General features: G+C 42.0%; 18 protein-coding genes and 1 pseudogene. 5 read left to right on the plus strand and 14 right to left on the minus strand.

The window, feature by feature from the left end:
- The 5 genes and pseudogenes from ACIQZ2_RS08395 to rplC form a co-directional block, all read right to left on the minus strand.
- Positions 1-86: pseudogene (locus ACIQZ2_RS08395) on the minus strand (30S ribosomal protein S19); the annotation flags it as partial.
- A gap of 3 nt (positions 87-89) precedes the next feature.
- The gene (gene rplB, locus ACIQZ2_RS08400) at positions 90-917 is read right to left on the minus strand and encodes a 50S ribosomal protein L2 (protein WP_395768408.1); all 828 of its coding nucleotides are present in this window, start codon (positions 915-917) and stop codon (positions 90-92) included.
- 46 nt (positions 918-963) lie between these two features.
- A complete protein-coding gene (gene rplW / locus ACIQZ2_RS08405) occupies positions 964-1,251 on the minus strand; it encodes a 50S ribosomal protein L23 (RefSeq protein WP_315574829.1) in 288 nt (95 codons plus the stop codon).
- A 37-nt stretch (positions 1,252-1,288) separates the two neighbouring features.
- Entirely contained in the window at positions 1,289-1,918 is a 630-nt protein-coding gene (rplD, locus tag ACIQZ2_RS08410) for a 50S ribosomal protein L4 (protein ID WP_395768409.1), read from the minus strand.
- Positions 1,919-1,950: 32 nt separating this feature from the next.
- The gene (gene rplC, locus ACIQZ2_RS08415) at positions 1,951-2,568 is read right to left on the minus strand and encodes a 50S ribosomal protein L3 (protein WP_395768410.1); all 618 of its coding nucleotides are present in this window, start codon (positions 2,566-2,568) and stop codon (positions 1,951-1,953) included.
- A 754-nt stretch (positions 2,569-3,322) separates the two neighbouring features.
- Here rplC and fbaA point away from each other — a divergent pair.
- A complete protein-coding gene (fbaA, locus tag ACIQZ2_RS08420) occupies positions 3,323-4,405 on the plus strand; it encodes a class II fructose-bisphosphate aldolase (protein ID WP_395768411.1) in 1,083 nt (360 codons plus the stop codon).
- A 107-nt stretch (positions 4,406-4,512) separates the two neighbouring features.
- On the opposite strand, the gene ACIQZ2_RS08425 is transcribed toward fbaA, so the two are convergent.
- The 7 genes from ACIQZ2_RS08425 to ACIQZ2_RS08455 form a co-directional block, all read right to left on the minus strand.
- Positions 4,513-5,124, minus strand: a complete 612-nt coding sequence (locus ACIQZ2_RS08425) for a transposase (protein ID WP_395768412.1) — start codon at positions 5,122-5,124, stop codon at positions 4,513-4,515.
- A gap of 169 nt (positions 5,125-5,293) precedes the next feature.
- The gene (locus tag ACIQZ2_RS08430) at positions 5,294-5,869 is read right to left on the minus strand and encodes a bifunctional precorrin-2 dehydrogenase/sirohydrochlorin ferrochelatase (protein WP_395768413.1); all 576 of its coding nucleotides are present in this window, start codon (positions 5,867-5,869) and stop codon (positions 5,294-5,296) included.
- Positions 5,870-5,873: 4 nt separating this feature from the next.
- Complete coding sequence (rlmN, locus tag ACIQZ2_RS08435) at positions 5,874-6,914, minus strand: 23S rRNA (adenine(2503)-C(2))-methyltransferase RlmN (RefSeq protein WP_395768414.1); 1,041 nt, start codon at positions 6,912-6,914, stop codon at positions 5,874-5,876.
- Position 6,915: 1 nt separating this feature from the next.
- The gene (locus tag ACIQZ2_RS08440) at positions 6,916-7,368 is read right to left on the minus strand and encodes a GatB/YqeY domain-containing protein (protein WP_395768415.1); all 453 of its coding nucleotides are present in this window, start codon (positions 7,366-7,368) and stop codon (positions 6,916-6,918) included.
- A 1-nt stretch (position 7,369) separates the two neighbouring features.
- Positions 7,370-8,890 (minus strand): GH3 auxin-responsive promoter family protein, encoded by a 1,521-nt coding sequence (locus ACIQZ2_RS08445; RefSeq protein ID WP_395768416.1) that lies wholly within the window; start codon positions 8,888-8,890, stop codon positions 7,370-7,372.
- A gap of 1 nt (position 8,891) precedes the next feature.
- The gene (locus tag ACIQZ2_RS08450; RefSeq protein ID WP_395768417.1) at positions 8,892-9,713 is read right to left on the minus strand and encodes a glycerophosphodiester phosphodiesterase family protein; all 822 of its coding nucleotides are present in this window, start codon (positions 9,711-9,713) and stop codon (positions 8,892-8,894) included.
- A 43-nt stretch (positions 9,714-9,756) separates the two neighbouring features.
- Complete coding sequence (locus ACIQZ2_RS08455; protein ID WP_395768418.1) at positions 9,757-10,086, minus strand: DUF4296 domain-containing protein; 330 nt, start codon at positions 10,084-10,086, stop codon at positions 9,757-9,759.
- A gap of 106 nt (positions 10,087-10,192) precedes the next feature.
- Here ACIQZ2_RS08455 and ACIQZ2_RS08460 point away from each other — a divergent pair, with 106 nt between their 5' ends.
- The 4 genes from ACIQZ2_RS08460 to ispE are packed head-to-tail and all read left to right on the plus strand — an operon-like array spanning position 10,193 to position 13,720.
- Positions 10,193-11,056, plus strand: a complete 864-nt coding sequence (locus ACIQZ2_RS08460) for a DUF58 domain-containing protein (protein ID WP_395768419.1) — start codon at positions 10,193-10,195, stop codon at positions 11,054-11,056.
- The gene (locus ACIQZ2_RS08465) at positions 11,053-11,919 is read left to right on the plus strand and encodes a hypothetical protein (protein ID WP_395768420.1); all 867 of its coding nucleotides are present in this window, start codon (positions 11,053-11,055) and stop codon (positions 11,917-11,919) included. Before ACIQZ2_RS08460 ends, ACIQZ2_RS08465 begins: the two co-directional genes overlap by 4 nt.
- Positions 11,916-12,908 carry a VWA domain-containing protein gene (locus tag ACIQZ2_RS08470; RefSeq protein ID WP_395768421.1) on the plus strand — a complete coding sequence of 331 codons (993 nt, stop codon included), beginning with the start codon at positions 11,916-11,918 and terminating at the stop codon, positions 12,906-12,908. The genes ACIQZ2_RS08465 and ACIQZ2_RS08470 overlap by 4 nt, the downstream gene beginning before the upstream one ends.
- A gap of 2 nt (positions 12,909-12,910) precedes the next feature.
- Positions 12,911-13,720, plus strand: a complete 810-nt coding sequence (gene ispE, locus ACIQZ2_RS08475) for a 4-(cytidine 5'-diphospho)-2-C-methyl-D-erythritol kinase (protein WP_395768422.1) — start codon at positions 12,911-12,913, stop codon at positions 13,718-13,720.
- Here ispE and ACIQZ2_RS08480 read toward each other — a convergent pair.
- Both ACIQZ2_RS08480 and ACIQZ2_RS08485 read right to left on the minus strand, forming a co-directional pair.
- Complete coding sequence (locus ACIQZ2_RS08480; protein WP_395768423.1) at positions 13,717-14,829, minus strand: efflux RND transporter periplasmic adaptor subunit; 1,113 nt, start codon at positions 14,827-14,829, stop codon at positions 13,717-13,719. The genes ispE and ACIQZ2_RS08480 overlap by 4 nt on opposite strands.
- Positions 14,822-19,141, minus strand: coding sequence for a CusA/CzcA family heavy metal efflux RND transporter (locus tag ACIQZ2_RS08485; RefSeq protein WP_395768424.1), 4,320 nt, complete (start codon positions 19,139-19,141; stop codon positions 14,822-14,824). Before ACIQZ2_RS08485 ends, ACIQZ2_RS08480 begins: the two co-directional genes overlap by 8 nt.
- Between the last annotated feature and the right edge of the window lie 5 nt (positions 19,142-19,146).

Consider the following 19,146-nt stretch of genomic DNA (forward strand, 5'->3'; position numbering starts at 1 on the left):
GACTTCTTGCCAGAATCATTCATAACTTGAACCTTGTTATCAAGGCGGTAATCAATGTAAGGACCTTTTTTTAGTGAACGTGCCATCTACTATTTTTTTCTTCTACTGATGATAAGACGATTAGTGTTTTTCTTTGGATTACGAGTTTTCTTACCCTTAGCCAATAAACCAGTACGTGAACGTGGGTGACCTCCTGAAGAACGACCCTCACCACCACCCATTGGGTGATCAACTGGGTTCATAACAACACCACGAACACGTGGACGACGACCCAACCAACGATGACGACCTGCTTTTCCTAAGTTCACATTCATGTGATCCGAGTTTGATACGGTTCCGATTGTTGCAACACAACGAGCCAATACCATACGCATCTCACCTGAAGGCAACTTCAACGTAGCATATTTTCCATCACGCGCTAACAACTGAGCATACGTACCTGCAGAACGAACCATTTCAGCTCCTCTACCCGGTTGCAACTCAATCGCGTGAACTAATGTACCCAAAGGGATATTTGCCAGAGGCAAAGTGTTACCAACCTCCGGTGCAACTGATTCACCCGAGATTACGGTTTGGCCTACTTGAATACCTGCAGGAGCTAAGATGTACGTCTTAACACCATCAGCGTATTCGATTAATGCAATACGAGACGTACGGTTAGGATCATACTCAACAGTCAAAACAGTCGCTGGTACATCAAACTTTTGACGCGCGAAATCAATTACACGGTAACGACGCTTGTGACCACCACCGATGTAACGCATCGAGCGACGACCATCCGCATTACGACCACCGGTACGCTTGATAGGCTCCAAAAGGGGCTTATACGGCTTATCCGTTGTAATCTCCTCGAACGTAGGCGCAATGCGATGACGCTGTCCTGGAGTTGTTGGTTTAATTTTTTTAATTGCTGCCATTTAATTAGTTCAATTTATCGGGATGAACCCCCTTAATTTAGTTGTATTAAATTCCTTGGTAGAAGTCAATTACTTCTCCCGCTGCTACTGTAACGATCGCCTTCTTGTAAGTTGACGTGCGCCCTGAAGTAACTTTTGTACGTGTGCTCTTGGATTTAACTTTTCCAATCTGACGCATTGTCTGTACATCTTGTACATCAACTCCGTACATTTTCTTAACCTCCTTGGCAATTTCAATCTTGTTTGCTGTCAATTCAACTACAAACACGTATTTGCCTTTTTCTTGCATGGCTTGCGACTTTTCAGTCAAGGCCGGACGTTTAATAATGCCCATTGTTTATTTCGTTTAAACAGAACCGAAGTCCCGTAAATTATTTACTAAATGTTGACTCAATTTTTTGGATCGCATCCACGGTAATTAACAATTTCGATGCATTAACCAAATCATATGTATTTACGTCTGCCGCGTTCGATACCTTTGTTTTCGGTACATTACGACCTGACAATACCACGTTCTTGTCTACTTCATTCGTAATCAATAACGATTTTGTGTTGTCCAAAGAAAGAGCCTTCAACATAGCTAAGTATGCTTTTGTTTTTGGAGCATCAAATGAAACAGCATCCAAAACTGCGATATCGCCTGACTGAGCCTTTGCAGCTAAAGCTGATTGACGAGCCAATGACTTCACTTTCTTATTCAATTTGAAATGGTAGTCACGTGGACGTGGACCGAAGATACGACCACCACCTTTCATTAAAGGAGATTTCATCGAACCAGCACGCGCACCACCCGTACCTTTTTGTTTCTTAATCTTGCGCGTTGAACGCGAAACTTCTGCACGCTCCTTCGCTTTGTGCGTTCCTTGACGTTGGTTAGCTAAATATTGCTTCACATCCAAGTAAACCACATGCTCGTTTGGAACGATTCCAAAGACCTCGTCAGAAAGGGTTACTTTCTTTCCGGTATCTTTTCCTGCGATGTTATATACTGATAATTCCATACTTCAGAATGTCTATAGGCTATGCCCGAATTTTAATTTTCAATGATTACGTATGAGTTCTTTGCTCCCGGTACCGATCCCGATACAACCAATAGGTTTTTCTCAGGATAAACTTTCAAAACTTGTAGGTTTTGAACCTTCACTCGATTACCACCTGTACGACCTGCCATGCGCAAACCTTTAAATACACGAGATGGGAATGAACACGCACCAATCGAACCTGGGTGACGACCACGGTTGTGCTGACCGTGCGTTTGACCACCTACACCGGCAAACCCATGACGCTTTACAACACCTTGGAAACCTTTACCTTTCGATGTTCCTACCACGTCAACATACGTATCAATTTCTAGCATTTCAACAGTCAAAACATCCCCTAATGCTAAAGGTTGTTCGAACGTACGAAACTCAACAAGTTTTTTCTTGGGAGTGGTGTTAGCTTTTTTGAAGTGACCCAACAAAGATTTTGTTGTGTGCTTATCCTTCTTTTCACCATAACCGATTTGAACGGCGTTATAGCCTTCTTTCTCAACGGTCTTTACCTGCGTTACCACGCAAGGTCCGGCTTCAATCAGCGTACAAGGGACAGATCTTCCGTCTTCCATGTATAGGCTGGTCATTCCGATTTTTTTACCAATAATTCCAGACATAGTATTTTATATTTATTAAAAAATATGCTTACAAGGCGATCGAGGCTTGTTGTAAGACTTTTATTCAAAATCGTTTCGCAACGATATAAGAATCACATTAAATAAGCAGAATTGGTACAAGGCGACAAAGTGGAGTCACTGTGGATAACAGTGAAAATCACTCTGTGTAGCTTAATATTCAATTAATACGTTGGGCATTCAACTTGTACTAACCAATACCAGTTCTGACACAAAAATCGAGCTTACCTCAATTTAAACCCTGTTTCGACCCGCATTTTTGTGTTTAAAATAAATTCGAGAAGTTCTGCCAACCTCTTTCGGAATTGAAAACTGCGTTTGTCGAACGGGAGTGCAAAGGTACAGAAAAAAATAACACGTGCAAGAGTATGTGTAAAAATATTTTGAAAGTCAGGGAATTAGGGAGCAGTTGCTAGTTGTCAGTCAACAGTTTTCAGTGTCCAGTTATCAGTCCGGAGTCCGGAGGAATAGTCAATATGTTAAATCATCAATTTAGCTACTATAGTTTATTCCTGCATAGACTAGCGACTAATAACTGACTACTTTTACCTTCGGACTCTGGACTAACTACTCGCTAATGTCCACCTCTCCCCCTAGGCTGCGGACTTCGGACTGACGACTAAAATTGTATTTTTCTTATTTTTACGCCTTTAAATTGAACTTATTTTAGTACTTTTGGACTTTACTTGTTGAAAATCAGGTACTTTATATTTATTTCCAAAGAAAAAAAAGCATTATGTCAAGTTTAGCCAATCAAACAGGAGTGTTGCACGGAGATGCGGTTCAAGCGTTATTTGAAATCGCGAAAAAAAATCAATTTGCACTTCCTGCAGTAAACGTTACCGGTACTAATACAGTAAATGCCGTGTTGGAAACAGCCAAAGCTGTTAACTCACCTGTAATCATTCAATTTTCCAATGGTGGTGGTATTTTCTACGCCGGAAAAACCCTTTCAAACGAAAATCAAGCTGCTGCAATCGCTGGTTCTATCGCCGGCGCATACCACGTTCACCAAATGGCCAAAGCTTATGGTGTACAAGTTGTATTGCACACTGATCACTGCGCTAAGAAACTTTTACCGTGGATCGACGGGCTATTGGATGCTGGTGAAAAATACTTTGCTGAAACTGGCCAACCACTTTTCTCTTCACACATGATCGATCTGTCAGAAGAGCCTTTGGAAGAAAATTTGGAAATCTGCGCTAAATACCTTGAGCGTATGTCCAAAATGGGTATGACGCTTGAAATCGAGTTAGGAGTTACGGGTGGCGAAGAAGATGGCGTGGATAACTCGGATGTTGACTCTTCTAAATTATATACACAACCAGAAGAAGTTGCTTACGCATATGAAGTGTTGAGCAAAATCTCGCACCGCTTCACAATCGCAGCTGCCTTCGGAAATGTACACGGTGTATACAAACCAGGTAACGTAAAATTACAACCCGTAATCTTGAAAAACTCGCAAGAGTTTATCAAAGCGAAATACAATTTGACTCCTGAGAAACCCATCAACTTTGTATTCCACGGCGGTTCTGGTTCATCTCGCGAAGAAATTCGTGAGGCATTATCTTATGGTGCAATCAAAATGAATATCGATACAGATACACAATGGGCCTTCTGGGACGGAATTTTAGGATTCTACAAAGCAAACGAAGGTTACTTACAAGGTCAAATCGGCAACCCTACAGGAGACGATTCGCCTAATAAGAAATACTACGACCCACGTGTTTGGTTGCGTAAGGCAGAAGAAGCATTAGTAACGCGTTTAAAAACCGCTTTCGAAGATTTAAACGCGACAAACGCAAATCAATACTTATAATCTTTCGAGAATCTTGCATTAAAAAGGGGGCTGCTGCGCAGCCCCCTTTTTTCTTACCTTTGCCAATCCTCCAAGGTTTGGCAAAGGTAGGGGATTTCAAGATTTTCTCAATCTTCATCGCCTGACAAAAAAGTGCGAATATCAACATCTTGATTTTCCTTCATATGGAAACGGATGAATTCTGGTAGACTACCAAACCAGTCTAAAACAAACTTACGATCTACCACCGATTCACTTGGCGTCACAATATACCGATAGGAGCTCCAATCCCACATTCTAAAATCATCGCATAATTTGTTCTTCTCAGGATTAACATGAATATATTGAATCAAATAAGACAAGTAATGACTATCCCCTACAAGAACCCGCTTAAATGGACCCTCAAACAAAGAACCCGTACGGGTATGATGTTTGTTAAATGCTAAAGCATAGGTGCGGAAAAATATTTTAAACTGCTCCGCAATCAATTCATGTTCTGTGCGTCCCATCAACTGCTCCTCACTAAAGTAACGAACTCGAACCAAAAAATGAAAGTGATTCGCATTTAAACTGTACGAAACGACGTCCAAATATTCCCCCAGGTATCGTTTCCATAAAATCATAAAGTAATAGTAATTCGAACGCGACTTGAACATTAACTTCCGATCAATTGCACGATTATAAATGTGGTAATAATTCCCCGACTGAAATCGAGTTAAATAATGCGATAAGTGTGACATAGTTTTAGTGATTAGATTTTCACTAAAACTAGGCACGGATAAACGAAAAATAAATATGGTTAAAGCATTTTACCAAGAACATGATAATCGCATTTTCCTGAACTAAAAATATCAGCGCTAACCCCTACCTTTGCCAAACCTTGGAGGATTGGCAAAGGTAAGAAGGCGTTTACTTTCGAAAAACAATATTTTTTGTCAGCTCATTCAAGGCTTTTATCTTCGCTTGAAAATCCCCCTTCAAGGTCTTCCGCGCAGCCTCCATCCCCTCAAGCCCCTCCTGTATCTCCTCCGGAATCACATCCTCCAAAAACGCTCGAATCCGCTTAGCTAACGTCGGCGACTTACCATTCGTAGAAATCGCAATCTTCAAATCCCCCTTCTGCACAATCGACCCCAAATAAAAATCACATAAGTCCGGCGTATCCGCAACGTTACAAAGTAAATGACGCGCTCCACATTCCTCTTTTATCTCCTCATGCAACGCACGATTATCCGTCGCACAAATCACTAAATCCCGGCCATCCAAATCCGCCATCTCAAACCCACGCTCGTACATAACAACTTGCGGATAATCTGCTAAAAATGCCACCGTATCCGCGCGAAACATCGGTGCCACCAACGTTACCCGCGCCGCAGGCGAATTGCGCAACAAGGCAGACGCCTTCTCAAGCGCCACATTCCCGCCCCCCACGACCAGCGTGTTCAAACGGTCCAACTTTAAAAAAATAGGGAAAAGCTCATTCATGGGCTTATTTTTTACCGGCCAACTGGCCACAGGCCGCATCAATATCTTTACCGCGCGATCGGCGGACATTCACAATCATCTTCTTACTCTCCAAAAACGCCGTAAACTTAGCCAAGGCATCCGCCTCAGCATTCACAAAATCAGCCTGCTTAATCGGATTGTACTCAATAATATTAATCTTACATGGCAAGCGACGCGCAAATTCATACAACTCCCGCGCATCCTCAACCGAATCATTAAACTTATTAAACATGATATACTCTAACGTAATCTCATTCTCCGTCTTCTCATAAAAATACCGCAACGCCTCCGCCAAAGCCTCCAACGTATTCGACTCATTAATCGGCATAATGCGATTCCGCTTCTCATCATTCGCCGCATGCAACGACAAAGCCAAATTAAACTTCACCTGATCATCACCCAACTTCTTAATCATCTTCGCAATACCCGCCGTCGAAACCGTAATCCGACGCGACGCCATACCCAAACCCTCCGGCGATGTAATCATCTCCACCGACTTCAGCACATTGGCATAATTCAATAAAGGCTCGCCCATCCCCATATACACAATATTTGTCAAAGGTATCCCATACTTCTCCTGCGCCTGATCCCGAATCAACACCACCTGATCATAAATCTCAAACGCCTCCAAATTCCGCTTCCGATCCATATACCCCGTCGCACAAAAACTGCAGGTCAACGAACAGCCCACCTGCGACGAAACACAGGCCGTCATCCGCTCCCGCGTCGGAATCAAAACCCCCTCAATTAAATGATCATCATGCAAGGCGAAACTCGACTTAATCGTCCGGTCCGTACTCACCTGCATCTCCGAAGTCGTTACACACTGCAAATCAAAGTTGGCCGCCAACCACTCACGCGTCGACTTAGGTATATTCCCCATCGCATCAAACGAGCGCGCCGACTTCTTCCAAATCCACTCATATACCTGTTTGGCGCGAAACGCAGGCTCCCCATGCTGAACCATTTCCTGCTTCAACATCTCCAAACTCAAATTCCGTATCGCCCGCTTCTCCAATACCATGTTATTTTTTCAATAATTCACCCACTTTGGCAGAAATTGCCTTGCCGTCCGCTAAACCAGCCAGCTGCTTCGACGCAACACCCATCACTTTCCCCATATCCGCCGGACTTGTCGCTCCCACAGAAGCAATAATCTCAGCAATACGTGTCGTCAATTCTGAATCTGACAATTGCTTGGGCAAAAACTCCTCAATAATCGTCAACTCCGCCTGCTCCTTCTCCGCCAAATCCGCCCGATTTTGAGCCGCATAAACCTCCAACGAATCCTTCCGCTGTTTGGCTGCTTTCATCAAAATCTTCATCTCTGCGTCCGCAGAAATACCTCCCTCTGAAGCGCCCGAAGTCTCTTCTAATAATATCATCGATTTAATCGCACGTAAAGCACGTAAGCGATCTGCATCTTTTGCACGCATAGCATCTTTAATGCCTGCCTCAATTGTTTCTTTTAAAGCCATTTTATTGATTTATTTGAGCCAAAACTCCTTCTAAAAACTCACGATGATTACTCAAGCGTGGCACTTTATGCTGCCCCCCTAATTTCCCTCTACTCCGCATCCAACCATAGAATGTACCAGCTGGTGCTTCATGAATTCTAGGAGGTCCCAAAACCAAATCGTAGGAACGCTTCGCATCATAATCCGAATTGTTCGAACGTAAGGTTTCGTCCAACACAGCCGCAAAGGTACGTAAATCTTTTGGTGCTCGCGAAAATTCAATCACCCATTCATGACTTCCGCGTTTTCCCCCATCCATATAGGCCGGCGCAGCCGTATAATCTTTGATTTCAGCATTCGTTTCCCTACATGCTGCCGCAACTGCCTGTTCCGCATTTTCAATAATTAACTCTTCCCCAAACGCATTAATAAAATGCTTCGTCCGACCAGAAATCTTTACCCGATAAGGGCTCAAAGATGAAAAACGAACCGTATCCCCAATCTTATATCGCCATAAGCCTGAATTCGTCGTAATCACCATGGCATAATTTACCCCCATTTCCACCTGCTCCAGCGGCATAATCAATTCCGTCTCCTCCCCCGTTTCTCCCATCGGAATGAACTCATAAAAAATCCCATAATCCAACATCAGTAACATCTCGTCCGGACGATTTAAGTCATCCTGAATGCCAAAAAATCCTTCCGAAGCATTATAAATCTCCAAAAATCGCACCTCCGAAGACGGAAAAATATGCGTCTTAAATAAATCCCGATATGGCCCGAATGCCACCGCCCCATGTACTAAAAACTCAAAATTAGGCCAAACCTCTAATATTGACTGCTTACCCGTTATCTCCAAAATCTTCTCAATCAGCACCAAGGTCCACGTTGGAACCCCCAAAATACTTGTTACATTTTCTTGAGAAGTTTCCAGCGCCATTTTCTCAATCTTCTGATCCCAATCCCCCATCAACGCCACATCCAACGACGGCGTCCGAATCATCTGCGCCCAAATGGGTAAATTCTTCATAACCACCGCTGAAACATCTCCCATCAACATACTTGAATTCATGGAATCAGTTGTCAAACTACCACCAATCGATAATCCTTTCCCTTCAAAAATCTTAGTATCCGGCTTGTTTTGAATCAATAAGGTAATCATATCCTTTCCTCCCATCATATGGCATTCCTCCAAAGATTCTTTGGAAACTGGAATAAATTTACTCCGAGCATTTGTGGTTCCAGATGATTTAGAAAACCAATTGATAGGTGAAGACCACAATACGTTCTGTTCCCCTTGCATCATCCTTTCGATATAAGGAAACATTTCTTCATACGTCGAAATAGGTACCCTTTCACGAAAAGTAGCATAAGAACTAAAATCAGCGTAACCATATTTACGCCCCCATTCCGTATCCCGCCCAGCCTCAATTAATTGCGCCAATCCATCATACTGCAGATCCAACGGGCGCTCATACATAGCCTCAATCCGCGGCATACGCCGCTTCATAAACCACAATAAAGTCTCATTAAATAAGGACATATTAACGAATCATGGGGGCTCTGTTGGGATAATCGGTAATAATGCCGTCCACTCCCAATTGTTCAAAACGTTGCATCTCCTCAGTCGAGTTAATCGTCCAAGGCACCACCTGCATCCCATGCGCATGACAAAATTGAATCATATCAGCTGTCAAATAACGATGACTGGAACTAAAGATGGCTGGAGTAAATCCTAATTCAGCTAAAACGTTAGTTGGCGATTCTTTTTCGACTAAGGCCGATAAATTTACCGACCCCCAAACAGTATGCCAATACTTTAATACCTGAAAATCAAAACTTTGCAAGACCACATAAGACCAATCGACCTGAGCCGCAATCACAGCATGAACCGCCTTAGAAAACTCAGCTACATCGGAAGGCTGTGACTTTCCATATTCAGACGGATCTGATTTAATCTCAATATTGTAGTAAACTGGCTTACCCGATGTCCTACGAAACTCCTCTCCCAAAGCCAAAACATCACGCAATAAAGGTTTGACCGCCGCTACCGCACGTTGTTCAGGAAATAAGCGATTCCCTCTTTTCCCAACATCATACTTGGTTATCTCTGAATACATCATCCGATACAAATTCAAAGATTCTTCTTCCGATTTCAAAACTGGATTCCCTGAAGGATGACTAGCATACAACGAGTTCATGTATGGTTCATGGCTAACGACCACCTCTCCATCTGAAGAGAGACATACATCCATTTCCAAAACCTGCACACCTATGTTCAACGCATGCCTAAAAGCAGGCAATGAGTTTTCAGGGTAGATACCCCGGCAACCTCTGTGGCCTTGAATAAATGGAAATTGTGCCATAATTGAAGTACTTAAAAATAACAAACAGAAAAGAAGCTTCATCTTATTTTTTCAAGAGCTGTTTTTTGGCTAAAGCTTCGTTAACTTTTTGATAGAGCTCCATAAAATCTTGTGGCTCTTGTACATAAGAAGCAAAGCTGTTGGTAAATACCGTCGAGTCAACCCCATGTCGTTTCAGTGTTGCACGCTCCAACTGATTATATAAAATGACTGAGGTGTCTGCACTGACGATATTCATTGCACTAATTTTCCCTTCATCCAAATGAATATCTGCCAATATTTCTGCCATTTGGTCCTCAGGAAGACGATTTGAAGTTGACGAATCCGAGCAAGCCCAACAGGCCAATAAGAGAATAAAGATATAAAATCGCATAAACCAAATTTGATACAAATTAGAAAGCTTTTCTCGCTTTTCATCCAAAGTGCTCAAAAAATCGGTAATTTAGCACGATTCTAAGGCAAAATTTCAGCAAATAGAAGTGGATATTCGATCATTCCTTTCTCGTATTGTACAACTGGAAATTCGCATTCGCAAGGCGATAAACACCCAAATGCACGGCAACTTTTCCTCAATTTTCAAGGGGTCAGGCTTAGAATTTAGTGACCTAAGACAATATCATTATGGCGACGATGTTCGACACATCGATTGGAATACCACGGCTAAGGGCCATGGTACCTTTGTTAAACTTTACAAGGAAGAAAAAGAACAAACCGTGTTTTTTTTGTTGGACGTTAGCGCCTCTCAACTCGTAGGTAAGCGCCAAGCACAGAAGCTAAATACCTTAAAAGAAGTCGCTGGGGTATTGGCATTTTCTGCGATGCAAGAGGCTGGCCACATAGGCTTCTGCGCTTATTCAGACCAAAATGAGAAATTTATCGCGCCAGGCTCTGGCAAAAAACATGGCTATAAAACGATTTTAGAAATCTTTAAATTGAACCCTACGGGATTAGGCACCGATTTAAAGGCAGGCTTAAAATTTACCCTGCAAGCATTAAAAAGAAAAAGTCTTGTTTTTGTTCTTTCTGACTTCATTGACGACAATTATCAAGATTTGCTTAAAGCCATAGCTCAGAAACATGATTTAGTCGTTGTTCATATTCAAGACAATATTGAATATGAATTACCCAAAATGGGAATCATTCCAATATATGACCCGGAACGCAGACAGACTACCTGGGTAAATACCTCAGCTAGCGCATTTCGGGAGCAGTTAAAAGATAATTTCAAGGGTTATGAAGCACTAAAGACCCATTGTAAACAATGGCAGGCAGACTATGTTCGCATCCAATCCGGCGAAGATTATGTCCCCGCTTTGGTCAAACTTTTTAATGTCCGAAAATGATGCAAGAAAAACCCATTCGCGTTCAGGGACACTTTTTAGAAGATTCTGCCAAAATTGGCCAAGACATTCACTACATCTTGCGCGTGTCACATGCGCCCAAACAGGAAATATTTTTCCCGAGCATTCATCAAAATTTTGGGGTATTTAAGCCCGTCAAGAAAGACTACTTCCCCACGAGGACTGACGAAAAAGGAATTAGCATAGATTCTGCAGTCTATACATTTCGACAATTCTCCATTCGCGATTTCCAAACAATCCAAATAAAAGTAGCGATTCAAACAGAATTAGACTGCACCCTGGTGGCCCCAAAAGCAGATACCATATATTTAAAAAGGCTTATGCCTAATGCAAAGTCAATCAAGATTGACTCCCTCATTCAAGCAATTCCAGTAAGTCCGCTTAAGCCTAAACCTGATTTACGTAATCTTACTATTGGTGCCGTCAGTATACTTTTGACAGCAGGCCTAATTTATTGGGTATTAGGCAAACGTATTCGTCAAGGGATAAATCTTTACCTGTTATGGAGAAAAAATATAGAATTTAGACGCGCTTACCAACGGCTTATACGCAACATTTCAAATTCAGCTAAAGGACTCCAAAATCTTGAAAATGCCATGGCCTTGTGGAAAAATTACTTGGAAAAGCTCACCAATATTCCTTTTGCGACATTTACAACAACTGAGATGGTCGACAATTTACCCGATAAACGATTAGGAAAAACATTAAAAGAAGTTGATTCCACCATTTATGGAGGCAACTTCTCTGCTCGTACCCTCAATGCCGTAAGCGTATTACTTGAGATTGCAGAAACCGTATATTTACAAGAAAGAGACAAAATCAATAACGAGGCAAAGCGATCATGAAATTCAATCTCTCTTATTCTTGGCTTCAACTGAAATCCATTTTCAATTATTCTTGGGAAAATGAATTGTATCTATATTTAATTCCACTACCCTTTTTAATTATACTTATCCGTTTAGTAGCCAAAAGAAAGAATCAAGCACGGGTCGTATTGTCATTCAATTCCCCACTTACACAAAATAAATTTACCCGATTCTTAACATTCTTGCCGGATACGATCCTGAGTATGTGCATCGTAGCACTTATTTTAGCCCTTGCTGACCCATATAAATCCATATCCCATTCACGTATCCAACAAGAAGGTATTGACATTGCCATCGGCATAGATATTTCATCTTCCATGTTAAGCAAAGACGTTTTACCTTCCCGTTTGGCCGTTGCAAAACAAACTGCTAATGCCTTCGTCTCCGCTAGGCATTTTGATAAAATCGCCTTAGTGGCATTTGCCGGTTCGCCTTACCTAGCTAGCCCTATCACGTCAGATACCAGTTTCTTATCACATTCGTTAAGGACACTTTCAAGCCAACAAATTACAGAAGAGGGTACAGCTTTAGGTGATGCGCTCGGGATGTGCATCAATCAAATTCGCGAGGAAAACAATCCAAAGAAAATCATTATTCTCATTAGTGACGGGAATAATACGGCAGGTAATTTAGATCCTATGACCTCCGCAGAATTAGCTAAAAACTTTAAAATTAAAGTATATACCATCGCTGTAGGTACCCTTAAAGCTAATCTTGATCCGGTTGACGAAAGTACCTTACGCATGATAGCCGAGCAATCAAACGGCCGCTTTTACCGGGCTACAGACCAACAAACATTAAAAAAGATTTTCCAAGACATTGATGTTCTAGAAAAATCGAGAAAACTCTTGGTCAAAGATGTGAAACATGAGTCAGCGGCCATTGTATTTTACCAACTAGCCTTTTTTCTATTCTTTCTTAATCTCCTGCTTAAAGTTATCGGGATCAGCAATACACTAGAAGACTAATTATGATATTATTCCCCAATGCCAAAATCAATTTAGGCCTTTATGTAACCGAAAAAAGAGCGGACGGTTTTCATACTATAAGTTCTTGTTTTTACCCAGTACCCTGGTCTGATGTATTGGAAATTACCCCGAATACTACATTTGAATTTAGTACGTCAGGTTTGGAGATATCAGGAAAATTAGAAAGCAACTTGTGCTATCGTGCCTATAAACTACTTGAAAATTCACACCAAATTGGCCCTGTTCATATACATCTTCACAAAGTTATACCGATGGGAGCAGGCCTAGGTGGGGGCTCCGCTGACGCAGCTTTTACCTTGATTGGACTTCGGGACTTGTTTCAACTGCCATTGAGTAATCTGGATTTAATTCCATTTGCGCAACAATTGGGGAGCGATTGCGCTTTTTTTCTCACAAACAAAGCACAAATGGGATCCGAAAAAGGGGATGTCTTAGCGCCTATCGAGCTGAACCTAAGTGGCAAATTTTTGGTATTGATTTATCCAAATTTTGGCATTTCGACTCAAGAAGCCTATGCAAAAATCAAGCCCAAAAAAGCTTTAAAAAACTGGGGAAAAAAATTATCAAATCCCCCAATAACATGGAAAGAGACTATTTCAAATGATTTCGAAAATAGCCTCTTTCTTGCTTATCCTTTACTAGCGGAAATCAAAGATGAACTCTACACCCGCGGGGCAGATTATGCTTCCATGAGCGGGTCAGGCTCAACAATCTTTGGCTTATTTGAAAAAGAAATCAAATTACCTGAACATTGGAATAGCTATAAAACTTGGTCGGGATTCTTACCTTAGTCTTTGGCAAAAATAGCTTCTAATGCAGATGCCCCGCGAATTACCACCTTACCTGCTGGCATTTCTTTCGTCGGCCGAATGCCCACCCAATCCACATCGCTACTGCGAATTTCAACAGGAATTTGAACCATCGTACCATCGGCTTTCTCCACATATATAAAGCCTCCTTTACCTACCCGAGCTAATCCCGCCTGCGGAATAGCTAAAACCTTTTGTACCCCTATTTGAACGCTTGCATTAACAAATTGACCAACCGTGAATTTATCTTCATCGGCTTCAATACTGAAATGCCCATGTACAGGGGTTAAACGCGTTTCCAAGTTAACTTGCTTACCAACTAAAAATACTTTGCCTACGGACTTATTACCATCACCTTCAAATTCAATCGTTTGACCAATTTTTAGTTTGGATAAATCTCTTTCAAATACACTTAGCTCAACATGCTTATGCGCAACACCAACAATTTTTACCAATACATCCGTTGGCGTTATGTATTTCCCAATAGCCAAAAATTGATCCTGGATAAAACCGTCAATCGGGGCTCTCAAAGTTACATTAGCACTCATTTTGCCTTGCGCCAAAGCCTTCATGTCACATCCAACAATCTCTAATTTCATCGCTAAGGCGCGTGAAACTGCTTGTAGATTACCTAATTCTGCCTCAGCTTGTTGATACTTTTTCTTTGATCCTACTTCTTCTTGTTGTAAAACTTGCTGGCGCGAACGTTCGGACATCAACAAATTCATTTGGCTTTGAGCCTGAAGGTATTCTTGTTGCATCTGTATATACTCCATACTCGCGATGGTAGCTAAAACCTGCCCTTTGGAAACTTGCTTTCCGGGTAATACTTCTATGGTAGACTTTACATACCCGGCAATTGGCATAGAAACGGATGCCATTGAAAGGGGCGGCACATCCACTAAACCGGTACAAAAAATGCGCTCTGCCATGGACTTTTCTTCCAAAACTCCGAACTCAATTCCTGCATTTTGCTTTTGTTCTGCAGTCAATTTAACTGCCGTACTCACAGCGGTAGATTCCGTGGCAGCCTCTTTCCCACAACTGGCCAATAAAATGGCTACAGATATTATGATGATTAACTTATTCATTTCCTAAGATGGTTTCAATTTGTACGATTGACTGATTATAAGCCAATACCTCTTGTAAATATTGTTCACGAATTTGCCAAGCCTGCTGCGTATTCTGTAACATCTCCACATATTCGATTTCTCCTTGTTGGTAACTTTTCAAGGCCGTTAACTCCAACCATGCCGCTTGCGCCAATCCCGTTTGCTGGTAATAATTTATACCATTTAAGTGCTTTTCTAGTTGGACAAATTGGCTTGACAAATCCGCACTAAGTTGTGCAATTCCTTGATCTTTCTGACTAGCCAGCAATAACTCGTTCTGTTCTGCTGCTTTAATTCGCGCCTTTTGGGCTTTGGCAAAAATGGGAATTGAAATTCCGGCTTGAATGAAATTTTGCCCCGAATTATTTTCAATACTCTGACTTACTGCACCTACGCGAATATCGGGCATAAGTTTTTGACGTTCAATATCGGTCAATAATCTACCATGCTGAATTTGCTCGTTAAATAACTGGATGGCGGGCATGTTTGCGATGTCCTTGCCTTTCTGCAAGGTCATGGTTATGGGCTCATCTCCCTTAATTTCAAAGGGGCCAGGATGATTAATCCAATAGGCGAGCTGCGCATAATTTGCCTTCATGTCCAATTCAAGAGCCAATTGTTTTTGCTGAAATTCCCGTAACCGCGCCTCCGCTGCTACAAATTCAAGCTTCCCGGTTTCTCCTTCCTTATATTTCAAACTTGCCGCACGACGCATTTGAACATATAAACTATCTTGTTGTTTGAGGAATACCGCCTGTTTTTGTTGAACAATTAATTGATAATAATACCATTTAACACTCGCGGTTACCAAACTTCGCGTAAGTGCAAGGCGCTTTTCAGTAATCATTTTCTGCGAACTGAGCGCTTTGACCTGAGCTTTCAACAAGCTAGGCCAGGGGATACTTTGATTTGCGATAACCGTATAATCTTGACTAAAATAGGTTTGTGTTTTCCCATATTGAAAGTCCAGCGTTCCTTTCGGCAATTCACGCCCCGTAGCAATCAGCGCATCAGCCGTTTGCACTTCAAATCCACCAGAACGAATCAAACTATTTTTTGCTAAGGCCTCTTCTACGCATTGATTTAAGCTTAATTGCGGTTTTTGAGCTTGCACAGAGAAAAAACTAAAACTAAAAATAAGTAAGATGATCCATGTATTTCCAGCTAAATTATCTTTCCTTTCCTTTCTTCCCATCACCATGGAATACACTACAGGAATCACAACTAAAGTTAAAAACGTTGCCGTAACTAAGCCCCCAATGACAACCGTCGCTAGAGGTCTCTGAACTTCGGCTCCTGGAGATGTACTCAATGCCATCGGTAAAAAACCCAACGAAGCAACCGCCGCAGTCATAATTACCGGACGGAAGCGCAAGGCCAACCCTTTTTGTAAACGTTCTTCTACTGATAGTCCCTCATTTGCCAATTGCTTAAAGAAAGACAACAAGACAATTCCATTCAGAACCGCCACACCAAACAAGGCGATAAATCCAATCCCTGCCGAAACGGAGAATGGCATATCCCGAATCCACAAGGCCCAAATTCCACCTATAGCAGATAGCGGAATGGCTAGGTAAATTATCGAAGCTTCCAAAAATGACTGGAAGGTGAAAAACAAAAGAACAAAAATCAATATCAAGGCAACCGGAACGACCAAGGCAAGACGTGATTTCGCTGCTTGCAAATTCTCGAAAGTCCCTCCATAGGTTACATAATAACCCGCTGGTAAAACGACTTTTTCTTTCATCACCCTCTGAATATCAGCTACCACACTCTCAACATCGCGATCACGCACGTTGATTCCGATGGTAATCCTTCGGTGGGTATCGTCCCGCGAAACTTCAACAGGGGCATTTTGAAAATCGACCTCTGCAACTTCTTGTAGTGGAATTTGACCTCCATTAGGCAGCTCAATATACAACTCCCGTAAATTTTGAATATCCTGTCGATGCACAGAATCCATGCGAACCACCAAATCAAAACGTTTTTCCCCTTCCATAACAATACCCGCGGTTTCACCTGCAAATGTTGTTTTAATTAACTGGTTAATCGATTGAACATCGAGGCCGTATTGAGCCAGTTTGGCTCTATTGAATTTTACTACCAGTTGGGGTATCCCATCGATTTGTTGAACCTTGATATCCCCTACGCCTTTAATTTTTCGAATGTATCGAGCAGCATCGGTCGCGTTATCAAATAACAACTCCAAATCTTCGCCAAAAATCTTAATCGCAATATCCGATTTAACGCCGGCAATTAATTCATTAAAACGCATTTGAATAGGTTGTGTGAATTCAAAATTTACTTCTGGGAACACATTGAGAGCCTCGTCCATTTTAGCTTCGAGTTCTTCCATACTATCGGCTTTCTTCCAAGCACTCGGCTCCTTCAAGATAATCAGTAAATCACACGCATTGATTCCCATCGGATCTGTGGGAATTTCAGATGCACCAATGCGCGAAACCACTTGTTTGATTTCGTCGGGAAATTGTTTCAACAAAAGCTTCTGTGCTTCTGTATTCACATGGATACTCTGCGACAGTGAGGCATTGGTGGGAAGAATAAGCTCAACCGCAAAATCTCCTTCATTCAATTCTGGAATAAATTCTCCTCCAAGGGTCGTAAACAACCCTACACTTCCTAGTAAAAGCACAGAAGATGCAATCACTACGGTTTTCCGCCGGCCTAGAGCCCAATCGACCATGGGTTTATACCAATTAAACATGGCATGCATGATTCGATCCGCCAGCGTCACCCTATGATCAATTTTCTTGTTCAAAAACAAGGCAGACGCCATGGGAACATAAGTCAAAGAAAGAATTAAAGCGCCTAAAATGGCAAAACTTACCGTTTGCGCCATAGGCCTAAACATTTTTCCTTCTATGCCGCCCAAAGCCATAATCGGTAAATACACAATCAAAATGATTATGACACCGAACGCTGCCGATTTAAAAATCGACATGGCTGAAATACCCACCTCTTCATCCATTTCATGTTGGGAAAGGATTTCCCCCTTTTTATGCAGGTGGAGTCGGTGGATAATCGATTCAACAATGATGACAGCCCCATCAACAATCAAACCAAAATCTATTGCCCCTAAACTCATCAAATTTGCCGAAACTCCGAAAATGTGCATCATCACAAAAGCAAAAAGTAGGCTTAGCGGAATCACAGAAGCCACGATTAAACCCGCTCGGAAATTACCTAGTAATAAAACCAAGATGAATACTACGATTAAACCCCCTTCAATCAAGTTCTTTTCTACCGTAGAAATGGCTTTCCCGATCAACAAACTGCGATCCAAGTAGGGAACGATTTTGATTCCTTGCGGCATTGTCTTTTGAATCTCCTGCATGCGAACTTTAACGTCTTTGACAACTTCGTTCGCACTAGCGCCTTTGAGTAAGAGCATAACTGCTCCCACGACTTCGCCTTCCCCATTTCGCGTCATGGCACCGTAGCGAACTGCTTTGCCAAATTGAACAGTCGCAACATCTTTTACCCGTATGGGCATCCCCTCGGTACCTCGCTGTGCCACAACGACATTTTCAATATCGCTTAGACTCGCGAGCATTCCTTCCGTACGAATGAAATAAACATCGGTGCCTTTCTCTATATAACTTCCCCCAGAATTGGAATTGTTTTTTTCCAAAGCAGTGAAAATCTGATTGACCGTAATGTGCATCGCTCTAAGTCTTTCAGGGTTAATTGAAACCTCATATTGTTTCAAATTTCCACCAAAAGAAGAGACTTCAACTACACCGGGTATACCCAATAACTGGCGTTTAATAATCCAGTCCTGATAGGTACGCAAATCAGCTAGACTGTATTGGTCTTTAAATGCAGGATCTACCTCCAAGGTATATTGAAAAAATTCACCTAAACCGGTGGTTATAGGGGCTAATTCTGGAATTCCTGCCCCGCGAAGCAAATAAGGCTCTGCCCCTTTCAGCTTTTCTGAAACCTGCTGACGGGCAATTTCCATGGGTACGGCGTCATCAAAAACAACGGTTATAATCGATAAACCCATCCGAGAAACGGAACGTATGCCTTTGACATTGGGAATTGTTCGTAAAGAAATCTCCAGCGGGTACGTAATGAATTTTTCTACTTCCGATGCCGCCAACGCGGGAGATTGCGTAATGACCTGCACTTGATTCGAAGTGATATCTGGCAAGGCGTCGATAGGCAATTTACTGAGAGAATAGCCTCCCCAAAAAATGAGCCCTAAAACAAATAGGCCTACAACTAATTTGTTGCGTATACTGAATGAAATAATGGAATTAATCATAGCGT

Source organism: Aquirufa sp., from assembly GCF_044342065.1.
GTDB lineage: Bacteria > Bacteroidota > Bacteroidia > Cytophagales > Spirosomataceae > Aquirufa.

Excerpts from the sequence above, each read along its gene's own strand:
- rplB (WP_395768408.1), bottom strand. The coding sequence starts at position 917 with ATGGCAGCAATTAAAAAAATTAAACCAACAACTCCAGGACAGCGTCAT.
- rplW (WP_315574829.1), bottom strand. The coding sequence starts at position 1,251 with ATGGGCATTATTAAACGTCCGGCCTTGACTGAAAAGTCGCAAGCCATG.
- rplD (WP_395768409.1), bottom strand. The coding sequence starts at position 1,918 with ATGGAATTATCAGTATATAACATCGCAGGAAAAGATACCGGAAAGAAA.
- rplC (WP_395768410.1), bottom strand. The coding sequence starts at position 2,568 with ATGTCTGGAATTATTGGTAAAAAAATCGGAATGACCAGCCTATACATG.
- fbaA (WP_395768411.1), top strand. The coding sequence starts at position 3,323 with ATGTCAAGTTTAGCCAATCAAACAGGAGTGTTGCACGGAGATGCGGTT.
- ACIQZ2_RS08425 (WP_395768412.1), bottom strand. The coding sequence starts at position 5,124 with ATGTCACACTTATCGCATTATTTAACTCGATTTCAGTCGGGGAATTAT.
- ACIQZ2_RS08430 (WP_395768413.1), bottom strand. The coding sequence starts at position 5,869 with ATGAATGAGCTTTTCCCTATTTTTTTAAAGTTGGACCGTTTGAACACG.
- rlmN (WP_395768414.1), bottom strand. The coding sequence starts at position 6,914 with ATGGTATTGGAGAAGCGGGCGATACGGAATTTGAGTTTGGAGATGTTG.
- ACIQZ2_RS08440 (WP_395768415.1), bottom strand. The coding sequence starts at position 7,368 with ATGGCTTTAAAAGAAACAATTGAGGCAGGCATTAAAGATGCTATGCGT.
- ACIQZ2_RS08445 (WP_395768416.1), bottom strand. The coding sequence starts at position 8,890 with ATGTCCTTATTTAATGAGACTTTATTGTGGTTTATGAAGCGGCGTATG.
- ACIQZ2_RS08450 (WP_395768417.1), bottom strand. The coding sequence starts at position 9,713 with ATGGCACAATTTCCATTTATTCAAGGCCACAGAGGTTGCCGGGGTATC.
- ACIQZ2_RS08455 (WP_395768418.1), bottom strand. The coding sequence starts at position 10,086 with ATGCGATTTTATATCTTTATTCTCTTATTGGCCTGTTGGGCTTGCTCG.
- ACIQZ2_RS08465 (WP_395768420.1), top strand. The coding sequence starts at position 11,053 with ATGATGCAAGAAAAACCCATTCGCGTTCAGGGACACTTTTTAGAAGAT.
- ACIQZ2_RS08470 (WP_395768421.1), top strand. The coding sequence starts at position 11,916 with ATGAAATTCAATCTCTCTTATTCTTGGCTTCAACTGAAATCCATTTTC.
- ispE (WP_395768422.1), top strand. The coding sequence starts at position 12,911 with ATGATATTATTCCCCAATGCCAAAATCAATTTAGGCCTTTATGTAACC.
- ACIQZ2_RS08480 (WP_395768423.1), bottom strand. The coding sequence starts at position 14,829 with ATGAATAAGTTAATCATCATAATATCTGTAGCCATTTTATTGGCCAGT.
- ACIQZ2_RS08485 (WP_395768424.1), bottom strand. The coding sequence starts at position 19,141 with ATGATTAATTCCATTATTTCATTCAGTATACGCAACAAATTAGTTGTA.